General features: G+C 61.1%; 16 protein-coding genes. 9 read left to right on the top strand and 7 right to left on the bottom strand.

The annotated features are described in order from the left end of the window. Positions 1 to 564 precede the first annotated feature (564 nt). The 8 genes from L0U84_RS41305 to L0U84_RS41270 all read left to right on the top strand — a co-directional run bounded on the left by L0U84_RS41305 (position 565) and on the right by L0U84_RS41270 (position 10,145). Positions 565 to 1,854, top strand: a complete 1,290-nt coding sequence (locus L0U84_RS41305) for a quaternary amine ABC transporter ATP-binding protein (protein WP_233859567.1) — start codon at positions 565 to 567, stop codon at positions 1,852 to 1,854. Beyond that, positions 1,851 to 2,732 (top strand): ABC transporter permease, encoded by an 882-nt coding sequence (locus tag L0U84_RS41300; RefSeq protein ID WP_233859566.1) that lies wholly within the window; start codon positions 1,851 to 1,853, stop codon positions 2,730 to 2,732. The genes L0U84_RS41305 and L0U84_RS41300 overlap by 4 nt, the downstream gene beginning before the upstream one ends. A 78-nt stretch (positions 2,733 to 2,810) precedes the next feature. Beyond that, positions 2,811 to 3,692 carry a glycine betaine ABC transporter substrate-binding protein gene (locus L0U84_RS41295; RefSeq protein WP_233859565.1) on the top strand — a complete coding sequence of 294 codons (882 nt, stop codon included), beginning with the start codon at positions 2,811 to 2,813 and terminating at the stop codon, positions 3,690 to 3,692. Positions 3,693 to 3,790: 98 nt separating this feature from the next. Further along, positions 3,791 to 5,086: a serine hydroxymethyltransferase gene (gene glyA / locus L0U84_RS41290; protein ID WP_326491247.1), complete on the top strand. Its 1,296-nt coding sequence runs from the start codon at positions 3,791 to 3,793 to the stop codon at positions 5,084 to 5,086. A 74-nt stretch (positions 5,087 to 5,160) separates the two neighbouring features. Further along, positions 5,161 to 6,048 (top strand): dihydrodipicolinate synthase family protein, encoded by an 888-nt coding sequence (locus L0U84_RS41285; RefSeq protein ID WP_233859564.1) that lies wholly within the window; start codon positions 5,161 to 5,163, stop codon positions 6,046 to 6,048. Positions 6,049 to 6,057: 9 nt separating this feature from the next. Continuing rightward, positions 6,058 to 7,389: an NAD(P)/FAD-dependent oxidoreductase gene (locus L0U84_RS41280; protein ID WP_233859562.1), complete on the top strand. Its 1,332-nt coding sequence runs from the start codon at positions 6,058 to 6,060 to the stop codon at positions 7,387 to 7,389. Between the two features lie 17 nt (positions 7,390 to 7,406). Further along, a complete protein-coding gene (locus tag L0U84_RS41275; protein ID WP_233859561.1) occupies positions 7,407 to 8,900 on the top strand; it encodes an aldehyde dehydrogenase in 1,494 nt (497 codons plus the stop codon). A 243-nt stretch (positions 8,901 to 9,143) separates the two neighbouring features. Then, entirely contained in the window at positions 9,144 to 10,145 is a 1,002-nt protein-coding gene (locus tag L0U84_RS41270) for a LysR substrate-binding domain-containing protein (RefSeq protein WP_233859560.1), read from the top strand. Positions 10,146 to 10,311: 166 nt separating this feature from the next. Here L0U84_RS41270 and L0U84_RS41265 read toward each other — a convergent pair whose 3' ends face one another. From L0U84_RS41265 to L0U84_RS41235, 7 genes are all read right to left on the bottom strand, one after another. After that, the gene (locus L0U84_RS41265) at positions 10,312 to 11,058 is read right to left on the bottom strand and encodes a FadR/GntR family transcriptional regulator (RefSeq protein WP_233859559.1); all 747 of its coding nucleotides are present in this window, start codon (positions 11,056 to 11,058) and stop codon (positions 10,312 to 10,314) included. A gap of 179 nt (positions 11,059 to 11,237) precedes the next feature. After that, positions 11,238 to 11,990, bottom strand: a complete 753-nt coding sequence (locus L0U84_RS41260; protein WP_233859557.1) for an SDR family NAD(P)-dependent oxidoreductase — start codon at positions 11,988 to 11,990, stop codon at positions 11,238 to 11,240. Positions 11,991 to 12,016: 26 nt separating this feature from the next. Then, a complete protein-coding gene (locus L0U84_RS41255) occupies positions 12,017 to 12,730 on the bottom strand; it encodes an SDR family oxidoreductase (protein ID WP_233859556.1) in 714 nt (237 codons plus the stop codon). A 59-nt stretch (positions 12,731 to 12,789) separates the two neighbouring features. Further along, entirely contained in the window at positions 12,790 to 13,986 is a 1,197-nt protein-coding gene (locus tag L0U84_RS41250) for an NAD(P)/FAD-dependent oxidoreductase (protein ID WP_233859554.1), read from the bottom strand. 39 nt (positions 13,987 to 14,025) lie between these two features. Continuing rightward, the gene (locus L0U84_RS41245; RefSeq protein ID WP_233859552.1) at positions 14,026 to 14,856 is read right to left on the bottom strand and encodes an NAD-dependent epimerase/dehydratase family protein; all 831 of its coding nucleotides are present in this window, start codon (positions 14,854 to 14,856) and stop codon (positions 14,026 to 14,028) included. Between the two features lie 2 nt (positions 14,857 to 14,858). Further along, positions 14,859 to 16,550 (bottom strand): hydantoinase B/oxoprolinase family protein, encoded by a 1,692-nt coding sequence (locus L0U84_RS41240; RefSeq protein WP_233859550.1) that lies wholly within the window; start codon positions 16,548 to 16,550, stop codon positions 14,859 to 14,861. A 4-nt stretch (positions 16,551 to 16,554) separates the two neighbouring features. Next, positions 16,555 to 18,666, bottom strand: coding sequence for a hydantoinase/oxoprolinase family protein (locus tag L0U84_RS41235; protein ID WP_233859549.1), 2,112 nt, complete (start codon positions 18,664 to 18,666; stop codon positions 16,555 to 16,557). 498 nt (positions 18,667 to 19,164) lie between these two features. Between L0U84_RS41235 and L0U84_RS41230 the strand changes: the two genes are divergently transcribed. Then, on the top strand, positions 19,165 to 20,115 hold the full coding sequence (locus L0U84_RS41230) for a branched-chain amino acid ABC transporter permease (protein WP_233859548.1): 951 nt from the start codon (positions 19,165 to 19,167) through the stop codon (positions 20,113 to 20,115). Positions 20,116 to 20,122: the final 7 nt, after the last annotated feature.

Here is a 20,122-nt window from a genome sequence, read left to right as displayed (position 1 = left end):
GATGGGGCTACTGCACGTTTACGGCTCGATCTTTACTCACCCGCTCGCCGCGGTCGGCGCACGATCGAGCCGCTCGTTTTAGCGAAACGCTCAATTTGCACCTGGATCGTCGCGTGGATACGTTCGCGTTGACTCGCTTTTGGCTGCTTTTCTAGTAGTTACCCTGGCTAAATCTTCCCAGGACTTTCCCTTGGCCCACGCGGCTTTCCCCGCTCCGCGAGCAGCGGCCCAACCCCGCAGTCCCAGCTTCCCGATTGCCCGCGGAGCCACGTCCGTAGGGGGGCCGCGCATCTTTTGCCGTATTGCCTTGCGTTGCACGCCCCGTAAAGCGTCTTCGACGCATTACCAAAGGTATCGAAAAGAGCCCAGAAAATGTAGCTGGAGGGCTCAATTTGGATTGCTACGCTGCAATCACTGCATCACTACCGCATCGGAACCAGATTTACCGCGGTGTTGGATTCGATGTCGGTATCCGCTGATGCTAGCTGAACGCCATGCGAGAACTCCTCGTTAGGTCGGAGTTCACCAGCGTCAATTTTTGAACCAGCCAGTTGGGAAGATCGAATGAGCCCAAATCTGACGTTCGCGCCGGAAGACGTGATACCTCCGGGTGCAATCAATGCGGCAGCCACGCCTTCCGTGGCACAGCCCATCGCCATGTCCGGAACGGACATACTGACGGTCAGGAACCTGTCGAAGATCTTCGGGCCCAAGCCCGAGATTGCCGCGCAATTGGTCCAGCAGGGTCTCGGACGCGATGAAGTATTCAAGCGTACGGGCAACATGGTGGCGGTCAACGACGTCAGCCTCAACGTCAAGGCAGGCGAGATTTTCGTCATCATGGGCCTGTCAGGTTCCGGCAAGTCGACGCTCGTTCGGCTGCTCAACCGCCTGATCGAACCGACCTCCGGACAAGTCGTTCTCGAAGGCCGCGACATTGCGCCAATGTCCACGCCGGAATTGCGCGATGTGCGCCGCAAGAAGATGGCGATGGTGTTCCAGTCGTTCGCGCTGCTGCCGAACCGCACGGTGCTCGACAACATTTCGTATGGCCTCGAGGTCGCGGGCATGAAGAAGGCCGAGCGTTATGAAATCGCCCGGGCTGCACTGAAGCGCGTTGGTCTCGATTCGTACGAAAAGCTGCTGCCCGGGGAGCTTTCGGGTGGCATGCAGCAACGCGTCGGTCTGGCGCGCGCATTGGCGGTCAATCCCGCCGTGCTGCTGATGGACGAAGCCTTCTCCGCCCTCGATCCGCTGATCCGCTTCGAAATGCAGAGCGAGCTGCTGCGGCTCCAGAAGGAAGAGCAGCGCACTATCGTGTTCATTTCGCACGATATCGAAGAGGCCATCAAGATCGGCGGCCGTATCGGCATCATGAAGGATGGCTGCCTGATTCAGGTCGGCACGCCGGCCGAGCTCATCCAGTCGCCGGCGGATGACTACGTGCGGGACTTTTTCCGTCACGTCGACGTTTCGCGCTTCCTGAAGGCCGAAAGACTGATGACTCGGGTCGAGCGCGGACTGATTACCGGCGACGTCGCCGCGCCCGCGCAGCGCTACCTCGATCAAGTGATCGACAGCGGTGCCGAATGTGGCTACGTGTGCGATCAATCCGGCCGGTACCAGGGATGTGTGACACCCGCGTCGCTGCACAAGGCGGGCTCCCATCCGCTGCGCGAAGCATTGCTGCAGGATTTGAAGACTGTCTCGCTGGACACGGACCTGCACGAGCTCTCCGCGATTGCTTTGAGCCAGCAGCACGACGTGCCGGTAACGGACGCGGCCGGCAAGCTCGCGGGCGTCGTGTCGTGCCGAACGATACTCAAGCAGGTTATGGAGCGGAGGTCAGCATGAATTCGTCAGTCATCGGCAAGTTCGCAGAGAATGCCGTCAATTTTCTTTTCAATCATTTTCAGGGCGGCTTCAACGCGTTTTCAGCGGCGCTGGGCGCGGTCGTCAAACTGCTGGAAACCGGGTTGGCCGCGATTCCGTTCGTCGCGATGCTCGTGATCCTCGTGGCGTTCGCGCTGTGGCGCCGCGGCATCGCGTTCTCGGTTTTCGTCGGCATTGCGTTGCTGCTCATTCACTACATGGGATTGTGGCCGCAAACCGTCGCCACGCTCGCGCTCGTGATCGCCGCGACGTGTTTCAGTCTGATCGTCGGCGTGCCGCTTGGCATCTGGGGCGCGCGCAACAGGCGGGTGGAAATGGTCCTGCGCTCGTTGCTCGATTTCATGCAGACCATGCCGGCGTTCGTCTATCTGATTCCCGCTGTGATCCTGTTCGGGCTGGGACGGGTTCCGGCCGTGATCGCAACCGTCGTCTTCGCGATGCCGCCGGTGGTTCGACTCACGACGCTGGGTATCCGCCAGGTTCGCGAGGAATTGCTCGAAGCGGGCCGCTCGTTCGGTAGCACCGATATGCAACTGCTGTGGAAAATCCAGCTGCCCAACGCTTTGCCGTCGATCATGGCCGGCGTGAACCAGACCATCATGATGTCGCTTTCGATGGTGGTGATTGCCTCGATGATCGGCGCAGGCGGCCTCGGTGAATATGTGCTGAGCGGCATCCAGCGTCTCGACATCGGCATCGGCTTCGAGGGTGGTCTCGGCGTCGTGCTGCTGGCCATCGTGCTGGACCGCCTGACGGAGACGTTCGGTGTGAAGTCGAAGAAGAGGAGACCCGTCACGAAAGTGGCCAAGGCTGGCGCTGCCGAAGCAGCCCGCACCTGAACACGCAGAGCGGCGCCTGAACGACGCAGGGCATCCGTGACGGAATGGGTAATGTCAAGATACATAGGGAGTACTAACATGGTTAGCAAATTTCTCGGATCATTCATGGCGAAGGTGGCGGTATCGACCGTCGTCGCCCTGGGTGTCGGCATCGGCTCGGCCTCGGCCGCCGAGCCGATCAAGCTGGCGATCACCGACTGGGCCGACGTTCTGGCCACGGCCAATGTCGCCAAGTATGTGCTCGAAACCAAGCTTAATCAGCCGGTCAAGTTCGTCAATGCGGACATCGGCATCCAGTTCCAGGGCGTCGCGCGCGGCGACCTCGACATCATGGTGGGCGGCTGGCTGCCGGTTACGCACGCGGTGTACTACGCCAAGTACAAGAACGATCTGGATGACGTCGGCGTCATCTACACCGGCGGCAGAAACGGCTGGGCCGTGCCGGCCTACGTACCCGAGTCTCAGGTCTCGTCGATTGCGGACCTGAGCAAGCCGGAGGTCGCGAGCAAGCTCGACAGCACGATTCAGGGGATCGGACCGGGTTCCGGTCTGATGCAGGCGTCCGCGAAGTCGGTGCAGGCCTATGGGCTGACCGGCTACAACCTGCAATCGTCGAGCGAAGCCGGGATGCTCGCTGCCGTATCGCGCGCTTATCAAACGAAGCAATGGGTGGTTGCGACGGTCTGGAGCCCGCACTGGCTCTGGCAGAAATGGCAGATGCGCTACCTGAAGGATCCGAAGGGCACGCTGGGTGGCGAGGAGCAGGTCCACGCGTTCGCGTCCAAACAGTTCGCCAGCAAGTTTCCTCGTGCCGACGTGTTCTTCAAACATTTCAAGCTGACGCTTGCAGACGTTGAAGCCATCGAACTCGAAGGCAACAGTACGAACGACTATGCGAGCGCCGCGAAGAAGTTCGTGGATGCGCACCCGGACAAGCTGCAAGCCTGGCTGCAGCAGTAACCAGAAGATTCGCCATCGGGGCACGGCAAGGACCGGCGGCCCCGATGATTTTCCTGACTTTGGATGACCTGCTGGACACGATTACTTTGGGGTGACTTGTGAGCGGAAACTCGAGCTTCTTTTCTGAACTGCTTCAGAGCCGTGACCCGGTCATTGCATCGGAGATCGCGCTCGAATTGCGCCGGCAGCAAACGCAGATCGAATTGATCGCTTCCGAGAATATCGTTTCGGCCGCTGTGATGGAAGCGCAGGGTACCGTGCTGACCAACAAGTACGCCGAGGGATATCCGTCGAAGCGCTATTACGGTGGTTGCGAGCACGTCGACCGGATCGAGGCGCTCGCCATCGACCGCGTGAAAGCACTGTTCGACGCCGGGTATGCGAACGTGCAGCCGCATTCCGGCGCACAAGCCAACGGCGCGGTGATGCTTGCGCTCGTCAAGCCGGGCGACACGGTCATGGGCATGTCGCTGGACGCGGGCGGCCATCTGACGCACGGCGCGCGTCCGGCACTCTCCGGCAAGTGGTTCAACGCGGTGCAATATGGCGTGAGCCCGCAAACTTACCGGATCGACTACGACGCCGTCCGCCGGCTGGCGCACGAGCATCGGCCGAAGCTCATCATTGCGGGCTATTCGGCCTATCCGCGGGCACTCGACTTCGCCGCCTTTCGAGAGATCGCGGACAGCGTCGGAGCCCTGCTGATGGTGGACATGGCGCACATCGCCGGCATCGTCGCGGCCGGGCGCCATGAAAACCCGATCAAGTACGCGGACGTGGTGACGTCGACCACGCACAAGACGCTTCGCGGCCCACGCGGCGGTTTCATCCTCACCAACAATGCGGACATCGCGAAGAAGATCAATTCCGCCGTGTTCCCCGGCTTGCAGGGCGGCCCGCTGATGCATGTGATCGCGGGCAAGGCGGTGGCGTTCGGAGAAGCGCTGCGTCCGGAGTTCGCAGGCTACATCGACCGGGTGCTGCGCAACGCCGAAGCGCTCGGCAACGTGCTGCAATCCGGCGGGCTCTCGCTCGTCACGGGCGGCACCGACAACCATCTGCTGCTCGTCGATCTTCGTGCCAAACGGATCACGGGGATGCAGGCTGAAAAAGCCCTCGAACGCGCGGGCATCACCTGCAACAAGAACGGCATCCCGTTCGACACGGAAAACCCGACCGTGACTTCCGGCATTCGGCTCGGCACGCCCGCTGGGACGACGCGCGGTTTCGGCACAGCGCAGTTCGAACAGATCGGCGAAATGATCCTTGAAGTCCTGTCGGGGCTGGAGCGCGAGCCCGGCGGCGACGACCAGGTCGAGCGCGCCGTGCGGAGCCACGTCAGGGATCTGTGTAGCCAGTTTCCGATTTATTCGCATGCGGACGCCCTCGCGTAAGCCGCATGTCCAGGCTGCGAGTGCAGCGATGTCGAGCTTATCTGTTTGGATGACTGATCAAGGGAGGAATCAAAATGAGCTTCGAAGGAGTACACACGCCGCTGGTCACCCCGTTCAAGGAAGACGGTGAAATTGATCATGCCTTGCTCGGCAAGCACGCAGCGAACCTGGCGGGCGGCGTTTCCGGACTCGGGATCGGTGGAACCACCGGCGAATACTACGCGTTGAGCTTCGACGAACGCGTGAAGACATTCAACACCGTTGCAGAGGCGGCGGGCGGCAAAACGTATCTGACCGCCGGCATCAACGCGACCACGACGAGAGAAGTGATTCAACTCGGTCTCGAGGCGAAGCGCGCAGGCTTGTCGTCGCTGCTGGTGGCCGCGCCGTACTACGTGCAGCCGACGCAGGAAGAACTTCTTACCCATTTGCTGAAGGTGGACGACGCGCTCGACATGCCGATCATGCTGTACAACTTTCCTGCCCGCACGGGCACGGAAATCAGCGACGACGTGCTGGCAAAGCTGCTCGAGCGTCCGAACTTTGTCGCGATGAAAGAGAGCACCGGCGATATTTCGCATCTGCATCATCTCGTCACCCACTTCGAGGACCGCCTGGTGCTGAGCTGCGGCATGGACGACCAGGCGCTCGAATTCTTCGCGTGGGGTGCGAAGAGCTGGGTGGGCGGCGCATCGAACTTCCTGGCCGAAGCGCACACGGCGCTCTTCGACGCGTGTGTCAGGCAGAACGATTTCGTGCTGGGCCGCAAGCTGATGGCGCAATTGCTGCCGGTACTCGAACTGCTCGAGCGCAGCGGCAAATTCATCCAGTACGTTCGCTACGGCTGCGAATTGGCGGGACTGCCGGTGGGCGTTGCGCGCGCGCCGCTCGGCGCGCTGTCGGACGGGGAGCGCAACGCGTTTGCGCAGCTTGTGAAACCGCTGATTCGCAACGTTCAGTAACATCAGAACATGGTCTCGAATCTGGAATTCGCGCGCTTTCCTGCGCCAGATGGCGTCAACGGATGGTGGGAAAGTCTGCCGCCCGCGGCGCCCGCCAACCGGGTATCGTCGCAGCATCGTTACGACTGGGTCGTGGTCGGCGGCGGCATCACCGGGCTTTGCGCCGCTCGTCGGCTTGCGGAGCTGGCGCCCGATGCGTCGATCGCTATCGTCGAGGCGGACCGCATTGGACGGACCACGGCCGGACGCAATTCCGGATTCTTCGTCGATTTGCCGCATGACATCAGCAGTGAAAGTTATTCGCGCAGCGTCGCAGAGGACAAGGCCGACGTGCGGTTCCAGCGGCACGGCATCGACTACGTGCGCTCTATCGTGCGCCAGCACAACATCGATTGCGATTGGCGCGACGAAGGCAAATTCCACGCGTCGGTCAACAAGAAAGGGCTCGACGCGCTCTCGCATTTCGCGCGGGGCCTGACGCGCATCGACGAAACATTCCAGTGGCTCGATCAACCGGCAATTCGCGCGGTGACGGGTACGGACTTCTATCAGGGCGCATTGTTCACGCCGGGCTGCAGCACGGTGCAGCCGGCTGCGCTGATGCGCGGCTTGGCGAGCGCGCAGCCCGCAAACGTCACGGTGTTCGAGTTGAGCGCCGTCACGCAAATCGAACACCGCGGCAACGGGAAAGTCCTGCATTTCGCGGGCGGGAAGATCGTCGCCAAACAGGTCATTCTCTGCACGAACGCTTACGCGGCAACGTTCGGCATGCATCCGAATGGCTTGTTGCCGGTCTACACGTTTGCATCGATGACTCGCGTGATGAACGCCGACGAGATCGAACGACTGGGCGGAACGCGAGCGTGGTCCCTGATTCCAGCGGACCCCATGGGTACGACGGTGCGCCGGCTGGCAACCGAGCGCATCTGCGTGCGCAATCATTTCGCGTTCCGGCCGGGGCTGCAGGTATCCGACGCCGATCTCGCGAAGGCGAAAGCGCTGCATCAGCGCTCGTTCGACCGTCGATTTCCCATGCTCAAAGGCGTGGAGTTCGAGTACACGTGGGGCGGTCCGCTGTGTCTTTCGGCGAACAACGGCGCGCTGTTCGGCCGCCGCGACGATGGCATCCTGGAAGCGGTGGGATGCAACGGCCTCGGCCTGAGCCGGGGGTCTTCGTCGGGCAAGCTGATCGCGGAATACGCGCTTGGCCAGACCAACGAGCTCGTGCGCCAGCTTCTGAGCCGGCCGCACCCGCGCTCGTTGCCGTTCCGGCCGATTGTGGACGTGGCGGTGTCCGCCACGATCTGGGCGAAAGAAATGTCGGCCGGGGCCGAACTGTAACTAACGAGGGACATCAGATGACGACGCATCAGCAGTGGAAGCAGAAAGCCGCGGAATTGCCGCTCGACGGCCGGGCATTCATCGCCGGAGAGCGGTGCCGGGCGGCGTCCGGCGAAACGTTCGCCACGTTCAATCCGGCATCGGGCAAGGTGCTGACGGAAGTGGCGAAATGCGCCGGCGCGGATGTGAATCGCGCGGTCGAGGCCGCACGGCATGTATTCGACGCCGGCGTATGGTCGAAGGCCGCACCGGCTCATCGGAAGGCGGTGCTGCTGCGCCTCGCGCAACTGATCGACGAGCACGCGGACGAATTGGCGCTTCTGGAAGCGCTGGAGGCGGGCAAGCCGATCAGCGAATGCCTCGGGCTGGATATCCCCGAGTCGGCGGCTTGCATTCGCTGGCACGCCGAGGTGACCGACAAGCGCTATGACGCGCTGTCGCCTTCGGGAGCGGATGTCGTCAGCATGATCACGCGTGAACCGATTGGTGTGGTGGGAGCGGTACTGCCCTGGAATTTCCCCGCGCTGATGCTAGCCTGGAAGATCGGCCCGGCTTTGTCGGTCGGCAATAGCGTGATTGTGAAGCCTGCGGAGCAGACGTCTCTTTCGACCTTGCGTATCGCGGATCTCGCTTTAGAGGCTGGCGTGCCCGCAGGTGTGTTCAGCGTCGTTCCGGGCTTCGGCGAAGGCGCGGGCGAGGCGCTTGGTCGCCATCCCGATGTCGACCTTGTCGCGTTCACCGGTTCGACTGCGACCGGTAAGCGCTTTCTGCACTATTCCGCGGACACCAATCTGAAACGCGTGTTGCTCGAATGCGGCGGCAAAAATCCGCAGGTCATTCTTCCCGATGTGGCGAATCTCGACGCGGTCGCCGAACAGGCCGTCGCTGCCGCATTCTGGAACATGGGCGAAAACTGCAGCGCCGGATCGCGGATTCTTGTTCCTTCGAGCAGGCGGGCGGAATTGGTGGAGAAAGTCCAGGGCGTCCTCGCCGGCTGGAGGATGGGCGACCCGCTCGATCCCGACGTCAAGCTCGGCGCGCTGATCGAGCAGAAGCACTACGAGAAGGTGTTGGAGCACATCGAGAAGGCGAAGAAGCAGGGCGCGCGCGTGATTTGCGGGGGACAAGCCGCGTTGACCGAGAGCGGCGGATGGTTCGTCGAGCCCACGATCTTCGATCAGGTGCGGCCGGATATGGCCATCGCAACGGAAGAGGTGTTCGGACCAGTGGTGTGTTTTATCGAGTACGAGGACGTGGAAGACGCCATCCGGATCGCGAACGATACGTGCTACGGACTGGCCGCATCGCTGTGGACGGATAACGTCAACAGCGCGCATAAAGTGGCTGCGCGTATCCGTGCGGGCACGGTCACGGTGAACTGCTTTGGCGAGGGCGACCTTTCGACGCCGTTCGGCGGCTTCAAACAATCGGGGTTTGGTGGGCGCGACAAGTCCGTCTATGCACACGATCAGTATTGCGAGCTGAAGACCACCTGGTTGAAGCTCGCGTGACCGGCAGCGTCGGCGCGTGGCGCAAAACCGGAGGCAAACGGAGAAGGGAGGGCGCCAAGCCATCTGAAAGGAACTCAATGGGGATCAATTCACTTGCCAGTCGGTGGACAGACTCGCAAACTATTCAAATTCAAATCCCTTGATGGTTCGTGGCGCGAAAGTCGCGTGCCACCGGCGGCCAGCTTGTCCGGGCGAGCGACCATGCAATGCGCCGTGCGAGCACCCGTTTAGAGAGCGCAATTCATGTCGAAGAAACAGATGTTCGCGGACCGACTTCTCGCCCAGATGCCGTCACTTCGGGCACTCAAGTGCTTCGTGACGGCGGCGCGATACGAGAGCTTCACCCAGGCGGCCGAGGTGCTGTGCGTGACGCAGGCCGCAATCAGCAGACAAATCAAGGAGCTCGAAGATTCGCTCGATGTCGCGCTGTTCGAACGCACCGGCCGCCATATTGCACTGACCGATGCTGGACGCATCCTGTACAACGCGTCGTATCTGTCCATCATGAATATCGCCGAAGCGGCCGAGGCGGTGCGTCGCACCGACCGGCACGCGTTGACCATTTGTGTCTCGCATACGTTCTCGGCTCTCTGGTTGTCGTCACGCCTGCCGGCGTTTCGGAAGCGCTACCCGGATATCCGGCTGCATGTGATGGTCAGCGAGCACTTCATGGAGTTGGACGAACTCCTGGAGCCCGACATCATCATCACGAAGAATCCTCCGCGTGAGCCGGAATACGAAGTCGAGCCTTTGTTCCATGATGTCGTCTACCCGGTCTGCAGCCCGGCGTTTCACGAACGGTATTTCCGCGGCAAGAAGCTCAAACCGCTCGACCTGCTATCGCAACCCACGTTGAATCTCTCGTTGCTGGGGCGAGCCCAGGTCTGCGAACACGTGGATTGGCGAGTGTGGCGAAACTGGTTCCAGCAGGTCGAGGGCACGGACATGTCCGGCGAGAACAGGCATCTGGAGAGCAACGACTATCGGCTCCTCGTCGCGCAGGCCGAAGCCGGCGAAGGCACGCTGCTTGGCTGGCATCATCTGGTCCATCTTCAGATCGAACAAGGACGCCTGATGCGTCCTGTTTCCGATGCGCTCGTCTTCAAAGATCGCTACCACTATCTGATTACGCACCGCAATGCGCGGCCTCGAACCGAGTATCTGCAGTTCCGGGATTGGCTCAGCGAGGAAGCGGGTGCAATGATGCGCGACTGGCTCGACGCCGGCGTTGCCGTCGCGGGCTAGCAATGCGCGGTGGTCAGAACTTGTGACGTATTGCCGCGCGAATCACGAACTGATTCGCCTTCGAGACGCCGGGGTGCCACTCGCCACCGTGCCCGGACCGTAGTGCCGTCCTCTCGGAAGCGCTACGGTCTTTCGTTTTGCTCGGTGGCCGTGAACCACCGCACGCTTATTCGGCGCGACTGCCCGTGAGATTGTGATACCGCTCCAGGCTTTCGTTCAAGTGACGCCGCATCGCTCTTCTCGCCGCAGTGACGTCCTGCTGCTCGATCGCTGTGAGGATATCGCCATGCTCGCGCTGAATACGCCGAATGTAGGTTTTGCGCTCTTTCGCATTGGCCTTGGCATGTTTCAGCCGCAGGTCGATGATGATCTCCTGGCCCATGGACCGAAGGATCGACGCGAAGTGCGGGTTCTCGGAGCAGGTGGCCACAGCGAGATGGAATTCGAAGTCAGCCCGCGCGCATTCCGCCTCATCGTCGGCCGGGACGATTTCCATTCGCGCATACACTTCCTTCAATGCACGCAGGTGTGCTTCCGACCGACGCTGAGCCGCATATGCAGCGCACTCCGTCTCGACTCCGGTGCGCAGTTCCAGCACGTACATCGAGTTGTTCAGCGTGGTCGAGTCGATGAAGGCCGTCTCTCCCGTAAGACTCGCCGCCTCGGCGACGAAGACGCCGACGCCATGACGCGAGATCAAACGTCGCCCGAGTTTGAGGGAAGCCACTGCCTCGCGTATCACGGTGCGGCTGACGCCGAACTCCGTGCACAGTTCAGGCTCGGTTGGCATTTTCGAGCCGGGAGGGTAGTCGCCTCGGTCGATCTTGTCGTTGAGTGCCTGAATCACCAATTCGGTCAGGCTGCGACGTTTGCCCGAGCTCGCGGCATTTTTCAGTAAGGTTTCAGCGTCCATTCCGAGTGCCTCACACCGGATCAGTAGAGCTCCGCAATCACAGTTGCAGAAGGCGGCGCGGCGGAAGTCAGACGTTATCCCTGTCTGACTTCCGCCGTATGACATATTACGACTTTACCATATCGATGCGTAGCGCGTAGCTCGTGACTGAAACACTCCAATCAACTCGTTGACTTGCGTCAAGCGTAGATGTAACCACCGCTGACGATGACGTTCTCGCCCGTCGCGTACGTGTTGCGAGCACTCGCCATCATGACGACCCACTGGGCGATCTCTTCCGGCTCCGCGGCACGACCCAGCGGATTGGCTGCCGCGAGTTCACTGAGGAAGCCCGCCTTCCTGGCCTTCTCGGTGGCGAAGCCCGCAGGGGCAACCGAATTCACCAGGATGCCATCCTTCGCGACCTCGTGTGCGAACGATTTGGTGAGGCTCACTACGGCCGCCTTCGTTGCTGCGTAGTGCGCGTTCTGCGGATGCGCCTTGAATGCGTCGACCGAAGTGATATTCACGATCCGGCCCGCAACGTGAGCTTCGACCTTCGGACGGCTGCGCATATGTTCGACTGCGGCGACCATCATGTGGTAGGTGCCCTTGATGTTCACGGCATTTTCCAGATCCCAATCGTCGTCCGAGATCTCCAGCAGAGGTCTGCGCGGATAGATCGCGGCGCTGTTCACGAGACAGTCGACACGTCCCAGCTCATTCACGGCGTTCTGGAAGGCAGCCTTCGCGAGGTCAGCACGCGTGATGTCACCTTCAACTCCCACTACTCGATGACCTTCGTGCTTCAGCGACGCTACGGTTTCGGACAGCAGCGGTCCGTTCTTGTCGATGAGCGCAATGCTCTCGGCACCGTCTGCAAGCATCAGCTTCGCAATAGTCAATCCGAGGCCTGTCGCGCCTCCCACAATCACTACTCTCTGATTCTTCATCTGAGTCTCGACTAAAAGGGGTTTCGTTAGGATTTGATCGAAACGATCTGCGAGCCACCGGGCGCCTGATCGGTCGGGAAAACTTCGAGCCGGGACACATCCACGGCTTCGGGGAGTCGGAGAGCCAACGAGATGAGCTCGGCAATATCTTCGGGTTGAATCGATCGATACGCGTCGTAGAGCTTCTCGTTGGCGCCTTGCTCGCCCAGTGCGCTCCGGTACAGGTTGGTCTGAACGCGACCGGGAGCCAGCTCGGTCACCCGGACCCTGGTGCCGAGCAGGTCACACCGCAGCGAGTCGCAGAACATGCTGATCGCAGCTTTGGTGGCGCCATAGACCGCCGTGTTTGGATGCGGGAATCGTCCGGCGCTCGATCCGATGAAAAACAGGTGTCCCCGACCACGCCCGACCATCCCTGCGAGCGCCATCCGGGCGAGCCGAAGCGGGGCGCGCAGGTTGATGTCGATCATGTTGTCGACATCTTCCGCGCTGCTCTCATTGAACTTCGCGAGTGCCGGCAACAGACCGGCGTTGTTCACCACAACGTCGATCTCCGTATCTTCGAAGACTTCACGCAGCGAAGACGGGTCGCGTAAATCCAGTGAGATCGGCGTGATGTTGCCCACGGCCGCGAGCGAATCGAGCGCGCTCGCGTCGCGGCCCACGGCGTGGACGTGCAGGCCGTCCTTGACAAGACGCGTCGCGATGGCCCGCCCGATGCCGCTGGAAGCACCGGTCACTAATGCGTTTCGATACCTGAGAGTGTTCATTTTGCAAAGAGGTAGCTTGCTGCGACTGACTAGATGACACCTTCCTCCAGGAAGGGCTTGTTTTCTACCACCCGCTGATATCCAAGCGGCGAAAGGTCGAGTGCGCGGTACTGGCCATATACGATCAGTTCGCTCAAGCCTCTGCCGATCGCCGGCGATTGCTGCAGACCGTGTCCGCTGAAGCCGTTGGCGAACAGAAAGTTGTTCACTTCCGGATGAGGACCCACGACCGCGTTATGGTCCAGCGTGCAGAAGTCGTAATGACCGGCCCAGGAACTGACGACCTTGATCGCTTCGAACGCCGGAACGCGTTCGGCGAGCGCGGGCCAGATCACTTCCTCGAATTCGGAATGGATGACGTCGAAATCGTCTACGTCTGCAACAGGATCCGGCTCCGGATAACAGCCCGTCAGATAGTATTTACCTTCCGGACGGAAGAAGATGCCCGTGGTGTCGATGGTGAGCGGCACGATGCCTTCCAGAGGCGTGCGGCAATCGAATACGAACAGGCAACGCTTTCTCGGCTCAACCGGAATTTCCAGTCCGGCCTTGCGTGCCATGGCGGGTCCGCGCGTACCCGCTGCATTCACCAGTACGCCGCACCCGATCTCCTCACCGCTCTTCAGAACAACGCCGGTAATCTTCGAACCTTCGCGGCGGATGTCCACGACTTCGTTCTCGATGTACTCGATGCCAAGAGAGCGCGCCTTCTTACGCATACCCTGAAGCAGCCCGTAACTGTCGAACCAGCCCTCGCCGGATTGGCCGTACACCCCGTTGACCAGACCGTCCATGTTGAGCCACGGAAACCGTGCGGCAAGCTTCTCTGGGTCGAGCAGAACGACATCCGCGCCGGTCTCGCGCTGGGTTGCATAGTTGCGCTCGAACATCGGTGCGCCCTTGGCGTCTCCCAGGTACAGGTACCCGTTCTCCTTGAAGCCCAGCTCGGGGGCGTCGCCATCGACCGCGACCAGTTCGTGAAAATTTCGAATGAACTCGGTCCCGAACTGCGAAATCCTGATGTTCAACGGATTCGAGAACTGATGCCGGATCGAGGCGCTCGACAGCGCCGTTGCGGATTGCGCGTAAGACCAGTCACGCTCCACCACGAGCACGGAACCCGTGAAGTCGGGGTTTTGCGTAAGAAAATACGCCGTGGCACTTCCCACCACGGCGCCACCCACAATGACAACGTCATAGTGGGATTTCTGTGCTTGCTGTGCCATCTTGTTGCCTTCCGGGAAAGACGTTTGGAGAGAGGCCGATCAGTTCGTTTTAGGGTCTTCGAAATGACCGTCTGCCGCGAACTTGCCGCCCTGGTATTTGACAGCCGGGTCACGCGGATCGGGTGATGGGGTATTCGCATAGACTTCCGCGGCGAATCCGTCCGCGGAGTCCTGCGGGTGATAGCCGAGGTAACCGGCTGCCGTGTTGTCCCAGAAGTTGGCGCTGTTCTTCGAGTTCCCGTAGACGATCATGTGTCCCACGCTCGGCGTCACGAGGGAGCGCACGCACATGCGCGTGAAGTCCTCGTAGGAGAGCCACGTCGCGAGCATGCGGCGGTCGGTCGGCTTCGGAAAGCAGGAGCCGATACGCAGACAGACGGACTCGATGCCGAACTTGTCGAAGTAGTAGCGCGACAGGTTCTCGACGAACGTTTTGCTCACGCCGTAGAGGCTGTCGGGCCGTTGGGGCGCATTCGAGTCGATCGTCTGCGTGCACTCGTAGAAGCCGATTGCGTGCACCGAGCTGGCATAGATCACGCGTTTCACGCCGGCTTTACGTGAGCCTTCGTAGATGTTGTAGCTTCCCACGATGTTCGAGTCGAGGATCACCTGGAAGGTGTTCTCGCGCGGCGCCCCGCCCATGTGAATGACCATGTCGACGCCTTTGAGCATCTCGAACACGGCATCGCGATCGGCCAGGTCGCAGATGAAGTGCTTTTCGTTTTGGCGCACTTCACCCAGCGACTGCCGGGCGTTCAAACTGAGGGTCTCCGCATAGGGGCGAAGCGACTCCCTCAGTACGGAACCCAATGCGCCACCGGCGCCGGTGATCAGGATGTTCTTGAACAGGGGCTTGATAACGTCAGTCATGCCTACACTCCTTGTCGTTCAGTCGATGCGCCCAGCGCGTCCAGACTGACACCGTAGTCTTCGCGCAGTTGCGCTTCAGAGATATATTCGTTGCGCACATCACGAAGCAACGCCTCTTTCGATCGCCGCTCCGGCATACCGACGCCGCCTCCGCCAGGCAGAGAGAGCGTGACGCGTTGATGCTCGCCGACCGCTTGCGTGCCTTTGCCGCGCATCTTCGTGCCGTCCGACAGCGTGACAGCGCCTGCCTCGCCCGCCTTCCCGCCGGACTGACCACGAGCGGGATGGTCGATCCGGTCGAACATCGCGTTGAAGCGGAAGTGATAGCCGGAGCGAGGACCAATCTCGACGATCTGGCCAAGGCCGCCGCGGTGTTCGCCAGCGCCGCCCGAACCCGAACGCATCTCCTTGCGCCAGACGACGATCGGCCCAACCTGTTCGGTGGCCTCGACCGACATCGCATGCACGCCGCTCGGGAATGCCGTCGCGGACAAGCCGTCGAGTTCGGGACGCGCACCCGTGCCGCCGCTATTGAACATCAGAATTTCGCTGCCCTTGAGGCCAGAGTCTTCGCGAACGGGGCGGGCGCTGACGTGCAGATTCCAGAGCGCGCCGGAGCCCTCGGCGGGGACGCGGTTCGGAACGATCTTGTGAAGCGCGCCCAACACCAGATCGGGGACGAAGTGCCCGAGGACATGACGAACCGCCACTGGACTCGGATGCTGTGCATTCAGGATGCAGCCTTCCGGTGCCTGTACACGGAACGGCTCGAGCGACGCCGCATTGTTCGGCACCTCCGGCGCGATGATGCATTTCAGGCCGTAGCACGCGTACGCCTTCGCATACAGCAGCGGCACATTGATGCCGAAGGGGCTGGCAGGGGACGAGCCGGCGAAGTCGGCCACGAGATGATCGTCGGCCACCGTCAGCGTGACGTTCAGCTTGACAGGCGTGTCGTAGCCGTCGAGCGTCATTTCGTTCGTCTGCGTTTGCTTGGGCAGTGCCGCGATTCGCTCGAGCGTGGCCTCGCGGCTGCGTGCGAGGATAAACTCGCCGATGCCTTCGACATCCTTCAGATCGAACTCCCTGAGCATCTCGATCAGCCGCTTGTGCCCGGTCTCGTTACACGAGGCGAGCGCGTACAGGTCGCCCACGACCTTGTCGGCTTCGCGCACGTTGTGGCGCAGGATGTTGACGAGATCGCGGTTGACTTCACCGCGTTCGATGAACTTCATGATCGGCACGAACAGGCCTTCTTCGTACACTTCACGCGAGTCCGGACCGAAACCGCGACCGCCGATGTCGACCACGTGCGCCGTGCTCGCGAAGTAGCCGATCAACTCGCCATTGTGGAACGACGGCGAGACGACCGTGAAATCGTGCAGGTGACCGGTGCCTTTCCATGGGTCGTTGGTCAGATAGACGTCGCCCTCGTACATGCGCTCGACGCCGATATCGTTCATGAAATGCTCGACCGCCTCGGCCATCGTGTTCACGTGGCCCGGCGTGCCCGTCACGGCCTGAGCGAGCATTCGTCCGCGCTTGTCGAAGATGCCGGCCGACAGGTCGCCTGCTTCGCGCACGCTGGTACTGAACGCGGTGCGAATCAGGGCCATCGCCTGCTCTTCGACTACGGAAATCAGACGGTTCCACATGACCTGCATGTGGATGGTGTCGAGATTGCTCAGTGACATGGTCTTACTCCTGATTTGCAGTTGCAGCGTTCTGTTCTTTGGAAACGGCGAGCAGACAACCATCGGGCTGGACCGTCGCGTTGAACGATGAGGTCACCAGCGTCGACGTCTCCGGCTCGACGATGATCGCAGGACCGCTGACGCTTTCGCCGACCTTCAGCGCGCTGCGCTCGACGATTGCCGCTTCCACGAACTTGCTGAGGGCAGCGTCGAAGATCTTGCGGGTCTTCTGCACCTTCGCGGCATCGCGCGAAGTGACCATCCTGAGCCGTTCGACGGGCGGCAGCGGCGAACTCGCCTTGACAGCCCAACTGACGATCTCGATGTCGAGTCCCTCGATCGGACGGCCGAAGAACTGCGTGTACGACTTCGTGAACGCTTCGGCGAAATGGCTGCGATCCTCGGCAGTGAAGCGCCGATGCGGCAGTGCCACCGGGATCTCCCAACCCTGGCCGACGTAGCGCATGAACGCCTTGATCTCGACCACAGGCTCGGCTTCGCCCGATCCCTGACGGGCGAAATGCACTGCCTCCTTGCTCAGGTGATCGACGATCTCGTTGAGCGCGTCGGCGTCGAAGTTCTCGAAGCGCATGCTGACGCTGCGAACGCTTTCGTAGCCGAACGGGGCGCGCAGGAAGCCGATGGCCGAACCGACGCCCGCGCCAGGCGGCACGATGAACTTCCTGATACCGCTTTTCTCGCACAGACGCGCGGCGTGCAGTGGGCCTGCGCCGCCGAAAGTGATCATCGTGTAGTCGCCGATGTCCTTGCCGCTTTCGACCGCGTGAACACGAGCAGCATTGCTCATGTTTTCGTCAACGACTTCCGCCACCCCATAGGCAGCTTCCTCAGCGCTGAGGCTGATCGCGCCTCCGACTTCCGAAACCATTGCTCGTGCCGCGTTTTCACTGGACAACGGGATGGTGCCGCCAGCGAAATTGGCGGGGTCCAGGCGGCCCAACAGAAGATCCGCGTCCGTGACCGTGGGCTGCGTGCCGCCGCGTTGATAACAGGCCGGACCCGGTTCCGATGCGGCGCTGTGCGGACCCACGCGAATCTGGCGCATGACGTCCAGCGAGGCAATCGATCCGCCGCCGGCCCCGATCTCGACCATTTCCATCACCGGAATCGAAATCGGCATGCCGCTGCCTTTCTTGAAGCGATAGGTGCGCGCCACTTCGAAGGTGTTCGCGGTTTTGGGCGTGAGATCGTCGATCAGGCAGATCTTGGCCGTGGTGCCGCCCATATCGAAGGACAGCACCGTGTTCAGATCGTAGCGGGCCGCGATATGCGCCGCGAAGATGGCGCCGCCAGCGGGTCCGGACTCGACCAGACGCACTGGAAACTCGGAGGCGCTCTCGACCGACACGATGCCGCCGCCGGAATGGATGATGAAGATCGGACACCTAGCGCCGGCGTCACGCACCTTGCCCAGCAGCCGATCCAGATACGACTTCATGATGGGACGCACGTATGCGTTCGCACAGACGGTGTTGAAGCGCTCGAACTCACGAATCTGCGGCGACACTTCGCTGGAAATCGACACGGAAACGTCCGGCAGCCGCTTCAGGATGGCGTCGCGCATCATGCGCTCGTGGATGCCATTCACGTAGGCGTGGATAAAGCCGACCGCGACGCTCTCGAACCCACCCTTTTCGATGCGATCGACGACGGCTTCGATCTGCGCTTCGGTCGGGGCGAGCAGCACGCCGCCTTGCGCGTCGACGCGCTCGCTGAGCGTGAAACGGTCCGCGCGTTCGATGAGCGGGGGCGGCAGCTTGATGTTCAGGTCGTACTGCTCGAACCGGTTTTCGGTTCGCATCTCGATCGTGTCCCGGAAGCCTTCGGTCGTGACGAAGGCCGTCTTCGCGCCGCGGCGCTCGATCAGGGCGTTCGTCGCGAGCGTGGTGCCGTGAATGATGACGCCGATGTCCTTCAGCGCGATGCCAGCCTTGTCCGCAACGATGCCGATGCCTTTGATGATGGCGCGCTCGGGCGCCTCGTAATCCGTCAGCACCTTGGTGGAAAAGAGCTCTCCACCGAGTTCAAGCGCGACGTCGGTAAAAGTCCCACCGATGTCCACACCCACTCGTGCTTTATCGTGACTGGCCACCATGACTCTCCTTGTAAACCATGATATGCGCCGAGCACCGCTCAGCGTGTTTTCCCGATGACGAACAATCGTCGAAGGGTGGGAGGCGCCTACGGGACGCCCGGCGTTTCCCAACCCTCAGCCCTGCGTTTCGCCGCCTCATTTTTTGCTCGTTGACATATGATGAGTGACGTCATAAAGTGATGTCAAGCCCGACGAATTAAAAAGATCGTTGAAGGCATTTTTCTCCAACGATCTATTCATGTAAAGCCTTGTGTAATAAGGATAAACGCCAACTTGGCGAGTTGGTGTGATGCTTCGGAAATCGGTGCATGAGTAACAACCCCGATAGGCGAAAAACTCCAAAAAATTTAATTTTTCCGTATTTTTGATCGAAACAGGGTTGCAGGAGGAGGGCGGTTCGACCGAACCCGAATGCGCCGTTTTTGATGTCTCGTCGGGTCGGCTCACGCCAGCCTGACTGGCTTAACTGCTCTCGCGGCGAGAGCTCATGGAGTGCCGGTGGATATCTTTATTCAGCAGATCCTGAATGGCTTGGTGCTAGGCAGTGTCTACGCGATCATCGCCTTGGGGTACACGATGGTGTACGGCATCCTGGGGATCATCAACTTTGCGCACGGCGACGTGCTGATGGTCGGCGCCCTGGTCGCGCTATCGACGATCTCGGTGTTGCAGAATCACTTTCCAGGGCTGGGGAACGTGCTTACGCTGACGATCGCTTTGGTCGTTGCGGCAATCGTCTGTGCTTTCGTGGGGTACACGATCGAACGCGTCGCATATCGTCCACTGCGCAAGGCGCCGCGCCTCGCGCCGCTGATTACGGCAATCGGCGTTTCCATCCTGCTGCAGACGCTCGCGATGATGATCTGGTCGCGCAATCCTCTGCCGTTTCCGCAACTGCTCCCGACCGACCCGATCAACGTGATTGCGCCGACGGACACCACGCCGGGGGCCGTCATCTCGATGACGGAAATCGTGATCATCGTCGTCGCCTTCGTGGTGATGGCCGGCTTGCTGCTGCTCGTTCATAGGACGAAGCTCGGCCGCGCGATGCGCGCCATTGCGGAGAACCCGGCTAACGCTGCGCTGATGGGCGTCAACCCAGATTTCGTCATCTCGGCAACCTTCATGATCGGATCCGCGTTGGCGGCGCTGGCGGGCGTGATGATCGCATCCGAGTACGGCAATGCTCACTTCTATATGGGTTTCATTCCGGGGTTGAAAGCGTTCACCGCCGCGGTTCTCGGTGGCATTGGAAATCTCGCGGGCGCAATGGTTGGCGGCGTGATTCTGGGGCTCATCGAGCAGCTCGGAGCCGGCTACATCGGCACGCTGACGGGTGGAGTGTTCGGCAGCAACTATCAGGACGTGTTCGCCTTCGTCGTGCTGATCGCTGTGCTGGTGTTTCGACCGTCAGGTCTGCTCGGCGAGCGAGTCGCCGACCGGGCCTAACAACGGA

Origin of the sequence: Paraburkholderia sp. HD33-4, from assembly GCF_021390635.1 — a bacterium.
Taxonomy (GTDB): Bacteria; Pseudomonadota; Gammaproteobacteria; order Burkholderiales; family Burkholderiaceae; genus Paraburkholderia.
Note: the sequence above shows the minus strand (reverse complement) of the source record. Positions and strands in the feature narration are given on the sequence as shown.